The sequence below is a fragment of the Chryseosolibacter indicum genome (assembly GCF_018598585.1).
GTDB classification, from domain to species: domain Bacteria; phylum Bacteroidota; class Bacteroidia; order Cytophagales; family Cyclobacteriaceae; genus Chryseosolibacter; species Chryseosolibacter indicus.
This window is the reverse complement of sequence record NZ_JAHESD010000004.1, coordinates 118,783-131,392: the sequence shown is the minus strand read 5'-3', so window position 1 is coordinate 131,392 and position 12,610 is coordinate 118,783. Positions and strand designations below refer to the sequence as shown.

Annotated in this window: 17 protein-coding genes; 9 read left to right on the top strand and 8 right to left on the bottom strand. The window is 39.5% G+C overall.

Annotation, left to right across the window (positions count from 1 at the left end; translation table 11 throughout):
- Positions 1 to 100: 100 nt before the first annotated feature.
- The 4 genes from KK060_RS03240 to KK060_RS03225 form a co-directional block, all read right to left on the bottom strand.
- Complete coding sequence (locus KK060_RS03240; RefSeq protein WP_254152097.1) at positions 101 to 1,690, bottom strand: ATP-dependent DNA ligase; 1,590 nt, start codon at positions 1,688 to 1,690, stop codon at positions 101 to 103.
- A 48-nt stretch (positions 1,691 to 1,738) separates the two neighbouring features.
- Positions 1,739 to 2,797 carry a ligase-associated DNA damage response exonuclease gene (locus KK060_RS03235; RefSeq protein ID WP_254152095.1) on the bottom strand — a complete coding sequence of 353 codons (1,059 nt, stop codon included), beginning with the start codon at positions 2,795 to 2,797 and terminating at the stop codon, positions 1,739 to 1,741.
- A gap of 145 nt (positions 2,798 to 2,942) precedes the next feature.
- Complete coding sequence (locus tag KK060_RS03230; protein WP_254152093.1) at positions 2,943 to 3,449, bottom strand: SixA phosphatase family protein; 507 nt, start codon at positions 3,447 to 3,449, stop codon at positions 2,943 to 2,945.
- Positions 3,450 to 3,451: 2 nt separating this feature from the next.
- Positions 3,452 to 3,946: a nuclear transport factor 2 family protein gene (locus KK060_RS03225; protein ID WP_254152091.1), complete on the bottom strand. Its 495-nt coding sequence runs from the start codon at positions 3,944 to 3,946 to the stop codon at positions 3,452 to 3,454.
- Positions 3,947 to 4,073: 127 nt separating this feature from the next.
- Between KK060_RS03225 and KK060_RS03220 the strand changes: the two genes are divergently transcribed.
- Positions 4,074 to 5,228, top strand: a complete 1,155-nt coding sequence (locus KK060_RS03220) for a tetratricopeptide repeat protein (RefSeq protein WP_254152089.1) — start codon at positions 4,074 to 4,076, stop codon at positions 5,226 to 5,228.
- Positions 5,229 to 5,231: 3 nt separating this feature from the next.
- On the top strand, positions 5,232 to 5,774 hold the full coding sequence (locus tag KK060_RS03215; protein ID WP_254152087.1) for an HD domain-containing protein: 543 nt from the start codon (positions 5,232 to 5,234) through the stop codon (positions 5,772 to 5,774).
- Between the two features lie 56 nt (positions 5,775 to 5,830).
- On the opposite strand, the gene pepE is transcribed toward KK060_RS03215, so the two are convergent.
- On the bottom strand, positions 5,831 to 6,544 hold the full coding sequence (gene pepE, locus KK060_RS03210) for a dipeptidase PepE (RefSeq protein WP_254152086.1): 714 nt from the start codon (positions 6,542 to 6,544) through the stop codon (positions 5,831 to 5,833).
- Positions 6,545 to 6,630: 86 nt separating this feature from the next.
- Between pepE and KK060_RS24985 the strand changes: the two genes are divergently transcribed.
- A complete protein-coding gene (locus tag KK060_RS24985) occupies positions 6,631 to 6,762 on the top strand; it encodes a hypothetical protein (RefSeq protein WP_302180003.1) in 132 nt (43 codons plus the stop codon).
- Positions 6,763 to 6,842: 80 nt separating this feature from the next.
- Here KK060_RS24985 and KK060_RS03205 read toward each other — a convergent pair whose 3' ends face one another.
- On the bottom strand, positions 6,843 to 7,418 hold the full coding sequence (locus tag KK060_RS03205) for a thioredoxin family protein (RefSeq protein WP_254152084.1): 576 nt from the start codon (positions 7,416 to 7,418) through the stop codon (positions 6,843 to 6,845).
- Between the two features lie 106 nt (positions 7,419 to 7,524).
- Here KK060_RS03205 and KK060_RS03200 point away from each other — a divergent pair, with 106 nt between their 5' ends.
- On the top strand, positions 7,525 to 7,863 hold the full coding sequence (locus KK060_RS03200; protein ID WP_254152083.1) for a hypothetical protein: 339 nt from the start codon (positions 7,525 to 7,527) through the stop codon (positions 7,861 to 7,863).
- A 2-nt stretch (positions 7,864 to 7,865) separates the two neighbouring features.
- Here the strand turns inward: KK060_RS03200 and KK060_RS03195 are convergent, their stop codons facing one another.
- Positions 7,866 to 8,447 (bottom strand): hypothetical protein, encoded by a 582-nt coding sequence (locus KK060_RS03195; RefSeq protein ID WP_254152081.1) that lies wholly within the window; start codon positions 8,445 to 8,447, stop codon positions 7,866 to 7,868.
- A complete protein-coding gene (locus KK060_RS03190; RefSeq protein ID WP_254152080.1) occupies positions 8,431 to 9,003 on the bottom strand; it encodes a YkgJ family cysteine cluster protein in 573 nt (190 codons plus the stop codon). The genes KK060_RS03195 and KK060_RS03190 overlap by 17 nt, the downstream gene beginning before the upstream one ends.
- Positions 9,004 to 9,261: 258 nt before the next feature.
- Between KK060_RS03190 and KK060_RS03185 the strand changes: the two genes are divergently transcribed.
- The 5 genes from KK060_RS03185 (at position 9,262) to KK060_RS03165 (ending at position 12,607) form a co-directional block, all read left to right on the top strand.
- On the top strand, positions 9,262 to 9,633 hold the full coding sequence (locus tag KK060_RS03185) for an NADH-quinone oxidoreductase subunit A (RefSeq protein ID WP_254152078.1): 372 nt from the start codon (positions 9,262 to 9,264) through the stop codon (positions 9,631 to 9,633).
- A 12-nt stretch (positions 9,634 to 9,645) separates the two neighbouring features.
- Positions 9,646 to 10,209 (top strand): NADH-quinone oxidoreductase subunit B, encoded by a 564-nt coding sequence (locus tag KK060_RS03180; protein ID WP_254152076.1) that lies wholly within the window; start codon positions 9,646 to 9,648, stop codon positions 10,207 to 10,209.
- A gap of 4 nt (positions 10,210 to 10,213) precedes the next feature.
- Positions 10,214 to 10,714, top strand: a complete 501-nt coding sequence (locus KK060_RS03175; RefSeq protein ID WP_254152075.1) for an NADH-quinone oxidoreductase subunit C — start codon at positions 10,214 to 10,216, stop codon at positions 10,712 to 10,714.
- 3 nt (positions 10,715 to 10,717) lie between these two features.
- Positions 10,718 to 11,923, top strand: coding sequence for an NADH-quinone oxidoreductase subunit D (locus KK060_RS03170; RefSeq protein WP_254152072.1), 1,206 nt, complete (start codon positions 10,718 to 10,720; stop codon positions 11,921 to 11,923).
- Between the two features lie 105 nt (positions 11,924 to 12,028).
- Entirely contained in the window at positions 12,029 to 12,607 is a 579-nt protein-coding gene (locus KK060_RS03165; protein ID WP_437124568.1) for an NADH-quinone oxidoreductase subunit NuoE family protein, read from the top strand.
- Positions 12,608 to 12,610 lie beyond the last annotated feature (3 nt).

Here is a 12,610-nt window from a genome sequence, read left to right as displayed (position 1 = left end):
CTCTGATCCTTCTCTATAGCGAGAACTATCATTTATGAACCTTCAATAAGAGTTTGAGAAAGAGACAAGGCTGTATGGAGGTCATTTTTTTAAATTACTTCTACGTGTTTTCAGTAATCTTTAGCAGGGCATTTAAATCACTTAATGTGTTTGCCTCTTTGGCTAGTTTATCTTTCCGCCAGCGGGCCATTCTGGGAAATCTCAGGGCGATGCCAGATTTATGTCTTGATGACTTATTAATACCTTCAAAAGCTATTTCAAAAACGAGCTCGGGCTTTACGCTTCTTACGGGTCCAAAGCGTTCTACTGTATTTACCTTTACCCATCTGTCTACCTGACGGATTTCTTCATCTGTAAGGCCACTATAAGCTTTTGCAAAAGGTACGAGCTGGTCTCCATCCCAAACAGCAAAAGTGTAGTCTGTATAAAGGTTTGCTCTTCTTCCATTTCCACGCATGGCGTAAATCAATACAGCATCCACCGTAAGCGGATCTATTTTCCATTTCCACCAGTCGCCTCTTCTTCTTCCGTTTCGATATATAGAATCTTTGCGTTTAAGCATGATGCCTTCACTAAGAAAATCACGTGAACGGGCACGTTCTTCTGCCAGTTGTTCCCATGTGTTAAACATTACTCTAGGTGATAGTCTTAATACGGTACTTTCTTTACTGCAGATTTCTTCAAGAAGTTTTCGCCGATCTTCAAATTTGCAGGTGCGGATGTCTTGCCCCTGCCATTCCAATACATCGTAAGTTATGAAGGATACAGGAACGTCTTTTAATAGTTTCTGTGATATCGTTTTTCTGCCAATACGTGTTTGCAGGTGATTAAATGTAAGGGGCTTGTCGTCTTTAAATGGAAGTATTTCACCGTCCAGCACAGTGCCTTCCGGAAGTAGGCTTAGCATTACGTGGTACTCAGGATACTTATCGGTTACCAACTCCTCTCCTCTTGACCAGACAAATAATTGCCCGTTTCTTACTATTACCTGCCCACGAATGCCATCCCATTTTCTCTCAGCAATCCAGTCTTCAGGGTCGCCAAGAGAACTTATCTCATCTTCTAACGCATAGGCTAAGTAAAAAGGATAGGGCTTTGAGAAGTCCGTGCCTTCATCAGCAAAAAGTAAATCCTGAAAAGTATTGATATCTGGAGACCAATTCCCCATAAGTCTATGCGCAATTATATTTTCTTTTACGTTTGCATATTTAGCAAGTGCTTTCACCATTAATTGCTGTGAAACACCTATCCTGAAACTTCCTGTGATTAGTTTATTAAATACAAATCGTTCTGTTTCATTGAGCTGACTCCATGCCCACAAAATCTTCTCCTTTTTCTGATGCACTTCAAGTGGCTCCAGTGCTTTAATAAAATCTATCCAATAAGTTAGTGAGTAATTGGACTCTTCAAACTCTGCAGGTAGCATGAGTGTGATTGTCTCAGCCAAGTCGCCTACAACGTGATGCGATTCATAGAATAACCAATCGGGTAATCCAGATAACTCATTCGCCCATTGTGCAAGGTAGGATGCATTTACAGTACGCTTGGGCCTGCGATGAGAAAGTAGTGCTATTGCCCATAGTTTATCCTGATCACTTGCTTTCTCGAAATACTCTACCAACGCTTTAATCTTGCCAAGTGTTTTGGTGGTTTGGTCAAGATCCGTAAAAAGCTTGGTGAAGTGTTTCATTAGTTCAAGGTTGTAGAGTTCTGGTTGATTTTGTTAAAGGTTACAGGTTTAAGGTTGCGTTGTGGTGGTGTCGTTTTTAGTTCCGTCTTCATTTTCAGTGCTTGCCGTTTCTGCCATTTCACCTAGCTCCCCTTCGTATTTTGTTTTCACTTCATGCGCTTCAACACCTTGTTCATTTAGCCATTGAGCGAAAAGCTCAGAATAGCCATGAGTAACATATACTCTTTGTGCGCCTGTTTCTTTAATGGCTGTATTTAAGTCATCCCAATCAACATGATCTGATAAAACAAAACCTCTGTCTGCCCCTCTTCTTCTCCTCGTTCCTCTAAGCCTCATCCACCCGGAAGCAATACCCAGTGAGTATGGCAAAAACCTTCTTACCCACGGTGAGCCTACTGCTGAAGGAGGACATATAATCAATGCACCTTTTAAATCATCCTTTGAAACCTCATTTGTGATGCGCGGAGCTTCAGGTAAATCAATTCCTTGTTTTCGCATTACCTCATTTATCGTGTCTACTGCTCCGTGTGTAAATATCTTTCCTATTGAAGGATCAACATTTTTGAGAATACGCTGACTTTTCCCAAGTGTATATCCCGCAATAAGAGAAGCTTTACCTTCTGCCTTATTCTTCAACCACCACTGATTAATTTCTGTAAAAACCTCTTGCTGTGGTTTCCATTTATATATCGGAAGACCAAAAGTAGATTCTGTAATAAAGGTGTGACACTTCACCGGCTCGAAGGGTGTTGAAATTCCATCATCCTGCAATTTGTAGTCGCCCGAAAACACCCATACTTCTCCCTTGAATTCAACACGAATTTGAGCGGAACCTGGAATATGACCTGCAGGGTGAAATGAAAAGTTTACGCCGTTTATATTAATTATCTCTCCATAGTTTAGTGTTTCAATATTATCCTGGAGATAGAGCCTGTGTTTAATTACAGGCATGGCAATGGAAGTGCTCAGATAATACTTATGACCAAAGTAAGCATGATCAGAATGTCCATGACTTATAATAGCTTTTTCAACCGGCTTCCATGGATCGAGGTAAACACCGGCCTGGGCGCAATAAATTCCTTTATCTGTAAATTGAAGTAAATCCACGAAAGAAAACTATTAAAGTTTAATTTAATGTGGTTGTAAAAAGGAATGCCGCCATCATTGCATTGTTAACGGTTACAAGGTTTGAGGTTATAAGTTTTTCATAACCTTAACCTTAAACTCCACTTCATTAATCAGCCACGATTAACTAGTAATTGAGCCAGACGCTAGTGGCTGTTTTACCTTTTTCACACACTGTAACTATCAGTATGTTGTCATAATCCTCGTCAGCAAAATCGTTGTACTGCTCTTTTCCAAGAAGGTAATTGGCAGTCCACGGAATTGTATTAGAATGACCCACAAGTACAATCGTTTTTCCTCCGTACTTATTTAACATTTCATCTATTGTAGCTCCGTGCTTTGGTTGATATACAACAACGTTTACACCTTTTGCGTTCACAAGCGGTTCTGCTGTTGACAGCGTACGTTTGTAGTTGGTAGAAAAGATTGCATCTATTGGTGTATCTTTAAACAATGACACTAACTTCTTGGCCCTCTCTTTACCCATCGAACTTAGTTCAGGATCTGAAGTACCATCATTATCCTTCTCAGCATGGCGAACAAGAATAAAAGTAGTTAGTGGCCTTGTTTCCTGACCTGCTACTTTTGTTACAATCAGTATAACAAAGAGGAACATACTTACTAGAGACCTCATATCTACTTGTATTTGTTTTGTACTGCAACAGGAATATTACAATCAGTTTTTCTTCTTGTGTCAGCAAGGTGAAATATTTTCCATCCATCTTTTGTGCGATACATTTCAAATGCATCAACACCGCAATGGCTAAAGTTTTTATCTACATAAAAAGCATAATTGCACCAGCCTTGTGCGAAGTCGCCATCTACCCTAATCTTAAGGTCCCATATCTCTTCATTCCATACTTCTTTATGTGGCGTACCCACTGCCTTAAGGAAATCAACAATAGAAGATTCTGCTCTAAGATTTACATTTCCTTCTTTGTCTTTATAAACAGTACCCATTGTTACTTCTGATGCGAATGTAGAATGTACCATGGCACTATCACCAAGTTTCATTCCCTGAAAAAGCGTTTCAATAACTTTGCTTACCGATTTTTCGTCGGCATTTTGTGTTTGGGAAAACGAAGCCGGTGCGGTGACAACAAGAGTGAGGATCAAAATAAGTTTTTTCATTGCTTTTATTTTTTACTGAAGATGTGGAATTCTTTTGACATACAAATGAAATTTTATGTCAACGGATTTAACATGACATCTTCAATTCTTAGGAAATGACTATTTTTGAGATTGCATAAAACCCTTTATGAAAATAACATCAGCATTGAGTCTTTTTCTGGTAATTTCTCTCCCTCTACTTGTAGTAGCACAGAAGCACGACAGTCTTCGGGCCGTTCTTGATACCGTGCGGGGCGAGCAGAAAGTAAAAACGCTAAATGAGTTATTCAGAGAAAACCTGTATCACGATCCAGTTAAAGCACTAGGTTATTCAAGAGAGGCGCTAAATCTAGCTACTGAAATAGAAGATAAACGGGGCATGGCTGCATCTTACAATAACCTAGGCGTAGCTTATAGAAACCAAGGTGCTCTCGACAAGGCTTTAGAGTATTATATAACTTCTTTAAAAATATATGAATCACTGAAAAATCAGGAAGGCGTCGCCACTACGAAAAACAACATTGCCAATATTTATAGCATGAAGAAAGACTATGGTCAGGCCATGCGCTACCTTGAAGATTCCTACGCAATTTTCTCAAAACTTGGTGACCAGAATAAGGTGATAGGAACCATGAATAACTTAGGCAATCTATACAACGATATACAGCTTTTTGAAAAAGCCCACAAGTACCTTTCGGAAGCTTATCAGCTTAGTGAAAAGAACGGAGTAAAATATGCTGACCCTCTCAATAACATTGGCAATATTTATTTTAAACAGGGCAATTACGACAAGGCCATTGAGCAGTACGAGAAAGCATTGGCAATTGAAAAAGACCAAGGCAGCAGACTTGGTTTACTCAATGTAATCACTAACCTAGGGATAGCGTATACAAAAGCCAAGAATTCAACATTTGCGGAAACGTATCTTGCTCAGGCGGTATTACTTTGTAAGGAACTTCACGCATTCACTTCTTTACCTGCCATATACAAAGCTAGCGCTGAGAATTACTTCAACCAGGGAAAGATGAAAGAAGCTTACGAGATGCTACTCAAGTATGACGATGAGCGTGAAAAGATTTATGGAGAACAAAGTAGTCGCAATATCGCGCAGATGGAGATGGTACTCGACTTCCAGGAAAAAGAACGGGAGCTTGAGGTATTAAAAAAAGAATCTGAAATTCAGCGTTTAGAGTTACGGAACAGTCGCCTATTTATTGTGATGGTTATTTTAGGCGTGTTTTTCGTGCTTGCTATCATCAATTTATTGTATCGCGACAGAAAAAGAAAATTAATAAGCCCTTAATTCATGATCAGTTATAATCTAGCGAAGGAAATTTTAAACGAACATACCAAAAGTGCAAGTTTGCTACGCCATATGCGCACAGTAGAGCTTGTAATGGAAGCGTATGCGGAACAATTCGGGGAAGACAAGCTGGAGTGGGCCATAACAGGAATGCTGCACGATGCTGACTATGAAGCTTTTCCTGACAAACATCCTTCTATTATAGTTGATAAACTAAGAAGTATGGGAGAAGAGAAAATAGCACATGCTATATCTGCTCACTATACCAAATGGGGTGTTCCTTACACCAATACGCTTGATAGAGCTTTACTTGCCTGTGACGAACTCACAGGTTTTATTGTAGCATGTGCCCAGGTAAGGCCTGAAGGAATTGCAAGCCTTGAACCAAAGTCAGTTATTAAAAAACTAAAGGATAAAGGGTTTGCTGCTAAAGTAGAACGAGACGAGATACATAAAGGAGTAGAACTGCTAGGCGTAGAACTGACTGCGCACATCGCTTTCATTATAGATGTTCTGAAAAAGAATAAGGAAGAGTTAGGCCTTTGAAGACAATCACTCCTCCTTTTTTCGAACCGTTATACGGCAACGAATAGTGACGTTGTTTAGAGTTCGAGGAGATAACTGATATCCTCACCTGCTTTTATATCAACAATTGGTTTATGAAATTCATACAACCTCGCAATTCCTTCTCCCTGAAGCGAAAGCTTATCCCCTTCCCGTTGAATAAGCATACCCTCTGGTAAACCCAGAACCTTACGTGCCGGATTTACTGCAATAAATTCCTCAAGTCTCTCTCTTCTTGTTTCTCCTCCCTGGTTTGCAAATTTCAGCTCGTGATAATGCGGATTAATCTGAAATGGCACCAGGTTAAGCGCGTTAAACGATGGAGGTGCTACTACGGGCATATCGTTGGTTGTCATAATAGTAGGACATGCAATGTTTGAACCCGCGCTCCATCCAATATAAGGAATGCCGTTGAAAACCCGCTCTCTAATTACCTCGAGCAGATCTTCATTATATAAATTACTAAGAAGACCAAAAGTATTGCCACCTCCTACTATGATGGCATCTGCATCGCGTATAGCCTGGGTTTTATCGTTAACTTTATGAATACTTTTAATACTGTATCCCATCTCTTTATATACAGTCTCAACTTTAGACGAATATTCGTCCCAGGAAATTGTAATTCCAGCAAATGGAATGAAAATCAACTGCTTAGAATCCTTTCCCAAGAACCTTTTAACCCATTGCTGCGGCCATGTAAAGAAGTTTGTTCCAGGCATTGTAGAATTACTGAGAAGTAGCAATCTGATCATAATTTAATTCGTTACACAATTTTAACAGAAATTCATTTTTCAATTCAACTATATAATATAGATTTGCCCCTGTAAAAAATACAACAATGTTCAATCAATATCTTCAGGACGGTGCCAACACATTCATAGCAATAGTAGCTGTGCTTGTAGGCTTTGCTACAGCCCTAGGTTATGTAGATTTTCTTAAAACAAAAAAGGCCGACAAGAAGGAAGACTAAATGATTAATCATCAGTAGGATATATAATAAAAAAGCCCTGATGCCAGGGCTTTTTTATTATCTCGATGTTATGCTATTCTTTAATTGTTCTGTCTTTCTTCCGGCCCATATGGCGATTTATATTTAGTTTGCCAGTCAGTCCATTTAACTGTCTTGTAATAATTTTCGCCAATAAATTGGGCGATCATATGGAACTCAGGTGCTTTTCGATATCCTGGCACGGGTTGAATCATTTTAAATTCCTCGTCGAGAAAAACCACTGTTGGATAACTTAGTTGGTTGTTTAAAAGGGCAGCTGCAAGCTGGTGATAACCATTCCTGCCGCTTTCGACAAATTTGAAGGTGTTGCCATTAAAAATCACATCTTCCCTTTGCTCTGCATCAAATTTTACGGGGTAGAAGTTTCTATTCAGAAGGTCGGCAACTTTAGGATCATTAAAAGTGTTTTTGTCCATAACTTTGCACCAACCGCACCAGTCTGTATAAACATCAATAAAAATCTTGCGCTTATCCGTTTTTGACTTTTCTACAGCTTCTTCAAAAGACATCCACTTGACTAAACCCGCTTCTGGGGGAGCGGCGTCATAGCCAGAAGATGCTGCCAATAACAACACTGAAGCAACAGCAATAAAAGACGCAACAAAAACCTTATTCATATTAAAATATCTCTTTTCGGATAAAAACAAATTTAGCAATAAAACCGCTCACTTGCTTTTAATCTTTTTCAGCCAAATTCTGTAACCTCTGTCATTTAAACTGGTAATGTATGTACGAATCTTCTGTTATCTATGTCCAAATGTGAACATCATAAATGGAGAAAGTAGAATCAGATCACGTAAAAACGCATTTTTTACAACTGGCATGTTATTCGTAAATCCGATTGAAGTGAAACATCGCATTACATATAAAGAGATAACAATGGCAATCGGAATTGTGGTTGCAGTTGTTGTTGTGATGTTAACGTTATGGATAAAGTTACCTCAGCCAGAATCTGCGACGGCCCCAAATAAACCTACTTTATTAAAAAGCGCTGTCTCCAAAGTTGTGATTCACTCTGCTTCAGAACTTATCTCCCTAAAGAAATTTCCTTTTAATTTATAAGCCTATCTCCTGGCCCTTTGCGGCATTTTCCGTGCTTCGCGAATATTGTAGTAATCAGGATTGAGATTAAAAATAATAGAGAATCTATTGGATGAGATTGCCTTAAATGTCTCGTCATTTAAATTGATATTCCTTCCATAAAAGATGCTTACGTAACCAAAGAGGCTGATGCCAGCTTTAGGGGTAAACATTACTGATTTATGCTTATCAAAGTCGGTATAATAAGTAAAGTCTGCCGCTAAACCGAGAAGTCCTGCAGTGAGCTCATAACCAGCCTTCGGACCTATAATAACCTCGTCAGTTTGAAATACGCCATCAACCGAAATGTATGGTCCCATAGAGGCAAGACTTAATGGATGCACGTAGATCTGATGCAATTGTGCACCTATTTCTCCAAATCCTGTTTCCTGAACACCGAAACCTACTTTTGGCACAACACGTGGCTTGGTCCAGTATCTGGCAAAAGGTCTTATGCTAATGGTGTCCGCCTTTAATGTTTGATTTTTTTGAGCAACAGAAATGGTAGTAGATAGTAGTATTAACAGTATACCGAGACCTAGCAGTGATCTAATTTCGATAAGCATAGTAGTGAAGAACAGTTTCAATGGCGCGTTGAATGGCCTTATTGATTGGATAAAAATCCTGCGCCAGCTGGTAGTCAATCCCATGAAGCTTCATGTAATATTGATTCATTACCGGTGCAATTTCATCTTCCTCAACTTCAATCTTTGATTTTTCGTAAGCTTCTGCCTGTTCAGTTTTAATTACCTGGCAGGTTACAAGCTCTTTTTTTCCATATTTATTAGTACGGGCGGAATAACCAAATAACCGACAAATTAAACCACGATAAGTGTATTCAGAACACAAACCTGCCCCTTCTTTAGTTGGATTAAGAATAAGACATAGTGAAGTGTCGGTATTTTGCAGCCGTTCTAACCATTCGTATGCAACGTTGTTCTTGTACAGCTCAAGGGCAAAAGGCAAGAATTCGAGCGCTGTTGCCTCAATATCAGATTTAAAACAACATTTACCACAGCCAAATTTACAATGAAGGGTAGACTTTGACTGAAACGCTGCAATCTTATTATCGAGGTCATTAAAGACCTCTTCAACCGCCTTAACTTTCTCAATCAATTCCATTTCTAACACAAAGTTAAGACAGAAGATGATTTATTCATGCAATATTTTCTCTCAACCGATTGCACCATCAAAAGTTATACTTTTTTAAGCGTAAAAATTTAATCGTTTTTTAATGGCCCTGCTGGTTAACAAAATTGTAAAATTATGTGTTGGAGTAATTGATTATTTAAATTCATTTTAAATGTCAGAATATTGTCGTTAATGATAATTTCTATTGAAAATAAGACTTAATTTTGGCGGCTTGTTAAGCAATACGATATGACAAATCCAGGTTTAGCAGATTATTTACCCATAGGTTTAATGTTTCTACTCGCGGCAGGCTTTGTTGCTGTAACTATGGTAGTAACACATTGGTTAGGACCTAAGCGTAAAACCAAGGTAAAACTCGAATCATTTGAATGTGGAATTGAGACAAAGGGTAACGCCCGTGCTCCCTTTCACATTAAGTACTTCCTGGTAGCCATTCTCTTTGTATTGTTTGATGTAGAAGTAATCTTCATGTATCCATGGGCTGTTAATTTTGAAGAGTTTGGCATAGTTGGATTTATTGAGATGATTTTATTCATAGCACTTTTGCTGGTTGGATTCTTCTATATCATCAAAAAGAAGGCGTTGGAGTGGGAAGATTAAAATTTAAAAGAGATGCAAGCAACACAAACACAAAATACAGATATAAAACTTGTTGAGAAGCCAGAAGGCTACGAAGGCGCAGGTTTCTTTGCAACCAGTCTTGATAAGGTTGTAGGAATGGCCAGAAAAAATTCAATTTGGCCCTTACCATTCGCAACGTCTTGCTGCGGTATTGAATTTATGGCAACAATGGGTGCTCATTACGATTTAGCACGCTTCGGTTCTGAACGTTTGAGCTTTTCTCCCCGTCAGGCTGACCTATTGATGGTGATGGGAACCATTGCAAAGAAAATGGGACCGGTACTAAGACAAGTATATGAACAAATGGCTGAGCCACGTTGGGTTCTTAGTGTAGGTGCTTGTGCTTGCAGCGGTGGTATCTTTGATACCTACAGCGTTCTTCAAGGTATAGACAGAATTATTCCTGTCGATGTTTATGTTCCAGGATGCCCTCCACGCCCGGAACAAATTATAGACGGTATTATGAAAATACAACACCTGGTAGAGACTGAATCCCTTCGCAGAAGAGATTCACCTGAATACAAGGCGATGCTAAACAAATACGGTATTGAATAACCCCATGGATAGTACAATTCAGGAGAAGATTATATCAATTATTAAAGAGAAGTTTGAAGGCGACATCCTTTCAATAGAAACGCCATATAATTTCCTTACGATTAATTTAAAACAGGACAACATTATTGAGATCATCCGGTACTTGTACAATCACCCGGAAGCCAAGTTTCAATACCTGACGACGGTCTGTGGCATTCATTATCCTGATGTGAAGCAAATTGCTATCATGTACCAGCTTCACAGCTTAACCAACAATTGGAGAGTTAGGCTAAAGATTTATTTACCTGAAGAAAATCCTGTAGTACCTACATTAACAACTGTTTTTGCAGGGGCAAACTGGATGGAACGTGAGACGTATGATTTCTTCGGAGTGAAATTTACCGGCCACCCTGACTTGAGAAGAATTCTGAATGTTGAAGATATGATCATACATCCACTACGGAAGGAATATCCGTTGGAAGATCAAACACGTGAAGACAAAAAAGACTTTATGTTTGGACGATAAATCATGGCGAGTACAGATATATTAAATACACCCAGCGACGTAGAGAAAGGTTACTCCACGTTAAACCTTGGTCCAACACACCCTGCCACCCATGGTATTTTCCAAAACGTACTTACCATGGATGGCGAAGTGATTGTAAAATCCGAACCAACAATCGGATACATTCACCGTGCATTTGAAAAACTAGCGGAGCGCAGGCCATTCTATCAGATCACACCGATTACTGACAGGATGAACTATTGCTCCTCTCCTATTAATAATATTGGTTGGCACATGACGGTTGAAAAACTAATTGGTGCTGACATCCCTAAGCGTGTGCAATACCTCCGAGTTATCATTATGGAGCTTGCACGTATTTCTGACCACCTGATCTGCAATACGGTTATTGGTGTAGATACAGGAGCACTAACAGGTTTCGTTTACCTCTTCCAATTCAGGGAACTGATCTATGAGATTTATGAAGAGATCTGCGGTGCTCGTTTAACAACCAACATTGGCCGCATAGGTGGATTTGAAAGAGACTTTTCTCCTAAAGCATGGGCAAAAATTGATAAGTTCTTAAAAGAATATCCTGATGCCCTCAAGGAGTTTGAAAAACTGGTAATGCGTAACAGGATTTTTATGGATCGTACTATTGGTGCAGGTCCTATCAGTGCTGAGCGCGCATTAAGCTACAGCTTCTCAGGTCCTAACCTTCGTGCTGCAGGTGTTGACTACGATGTGCGTGTAATGAATCCTTACTCTTCTTACGAGGATTTTGACTTCATTGTGCCTGTAGGAACAAACGGTGATACGTATGACCGCTTTATGGTGCGCCAGGAAGAAATGTGGCAAAGCTTAAGCATTATCCGACAGGCTATCGAGAAACTTCCTGAAGGCCCTCATCATGCTGAAGTACCTGAGTTTTATCTTCCTCCGAAACAGGAAGTTTACAATAACATGGAAGCCCTTATCTATCACTTTAAAATTGTGATGGGTGAGACAGATGTTCCAAAAGGTGAAGTATATCATTGCGTTGAAGGCGGCAATGGCGAGTTGGGTTTTTACCTGATCAGTGATGGCGGAAGAACACCTTTCAGGCTTCACTTAAGAAGACCATGTTTTATTTATTACCAGGCATATCCTGAAATGATTCAGGGAACAAACATATCCGATGCTATTCTTACCATGAGTAGCATGAATGTAATTGCCGGGGAGCTTGATGCATAAAGCAGTAGGTAATTTTCAGTTGACAATTGACAATAATGTCAATTAGGCAAAATCTAGAACTTTAACCGGAAACAGGGAGCTGGCGACCGGTAAACAGAAAGAAGAATGACTGACAGAATTCAACTAGGAACGATGGAACAACCCCAATTCTCACCTGCCGCGATGGCATTGGTTCAGAAAATTATTAAAAGATATCCTGAAGGAAGACATAAATCTGCATTGCTTCCCATACTTCATATCGCACAGGCAGAATTTGGCGGATGGCTTAGCCCATCTACAATGGACTACGTGGCCTCTATCCTTAACATTAAACCCATCGAAGTATACGAGGTTGCGTCGTTCTATACGATGTACAACATGAGACCTGTTGGTAAGTGTGTACTTGAAGTATGCCGTACAGGTCCGTGTGCATTACGAGGTTCTGACGATATCATTGAATACCTCGAAAACAAATTGGGTATTAAAGAAGGCGAAACAACTGCCGATGGCATGTTCACTTTAAAGGCAGTGGAATGTCTTGCTTCATGTGGTTCAGCACCAATGATGCAGGTTGGCAATCATTATATAGAAAACCTTTCTGTTGAAAAAATGGATGAGGTTCTCGATCAGTTAAAAACAAGGCATAATGTTCCGAATCCGGATTATGGATCACCATATCCGGTGTCACCAGAAAATAACGGTTAATAG

What these genes read in the sequence shown, in the direction of transcription:
- KK060_RS03240 (WP_254152097.1), bottom strand. Translation starts at nt 1,690, where the DNA reads ATGAAACACTTCACCAAGCTTTTTACGGATCTTGACCAAACCACCAAA.
- KK060_RS03230 (WP_254152093.1), bottom strand. Translation starts at nt 3,449, where the DNA reads ATGAGGTCTCTAGTAAGTATGTTCCTCTTTGTTATACTGATTGTAACA.
- KK060_RS03225 (WP_254152091.1), bottom strand. Translation starts at nt 3,946, where the DNA reads ATGAAAAAACTTATTTTGATCCTCACTCTTGTTGTCACCGCACCGGCT.
- KK060_RS03220 (WP_254152089.1), top strand. Translation starts at nt 4,074, where the DNA reads ATGAAAATAACATCAGCATTGAGTCTTTTTCTGGTAATTTCTCTCCCT.
- KK060_RS03215 (WP_254152087.1), top strand. Translation starts at nt 5,232, where the DNA reads ATGATCAGTTATAATCTAGCGAAGGAAATTTTAAACGAACATACCAAA.
- pepE (WP_254152086.1), bottom strand. Translation starts at nt 6,544, where the DNA reads ATGATCAGATTGCTACTTCTCAGTAATTCTACAATGCCTGGAACAAAC.
- KK060_RS24985 (WP_302180003.1), top strand. Translation starts at nt 6,631, where the DNA reads ATGTTCAATCAATATCTTCAGGACGGTGCCAACACATTCATAGCAATA.
- KK060_RS03205 (WP_254152084.1), bottom strand. Translation starts at nt 7,418, where the DNA reads ATGAATAAGGTTTTTGTTGCGTCTTTTATTGCTGTTGCTTCAGTGTTG.
- KK060_RS03200 (WP_254152083.1), top strand. Translation starts at nt 7,525, where the DNA reads ATGTATGTACGAATCTTCTGTTATCTATGTCCAAATGTGAACATCATA.
- KK060_RS03195 (WP_254152081.1), bottom strand. Translation starts at nt 8,447, where the DNA reads ATGCTTATCGAAATTAGATCACTGCTAGGTCTCGGTATACTGTTAATA.
- KK060_RS03190 (WP_254152080.1), bottom strand. Translation starts at nt 9,003, where the DNA reads ATGGAATTGATTGAGAAAGTTAAGGCGGTTGAAGAGGTCTTTAATGAC.
- KK060_RS03185 (WP_254152078.1), top strand. Translation starts at nt 9,262, where the DNA reads ATGACAAATCCAGGTTTAGCAGATTATTTACCCATAGGTTTAATGTTT.
- KK060_RS03180 (WP_254152076.1), top strand. Translation starts at nt 9,646, where the DNA reads ATGCAAGCAACACAAACACAAAATACAGATATAAAACTTGTTGAGAAG.
- KK060_RS03175 (WP_254152075.1), top strand. Translation starts at nt 10,214, where the DNA reads ATGGATAGTACAATTCAGGAGAAGATTATATCAATTATTAAAGAGAAG.
- KK060_RS03170 (WP_254152072.1), top strand. Translation starts at nt 10,718, where the DNA reads ATGGCGAGTACAGATATATTAAATACACCCAGCGACGTAGAGAAAGGT.
- KK060_RS03165 (WP_437124568.1), top strand. Translation starts at nt 12,029, where the DNA reads ATGACTGACAGAATTCAACTAGGAACGATGGAACAACCCCAATTCTCA.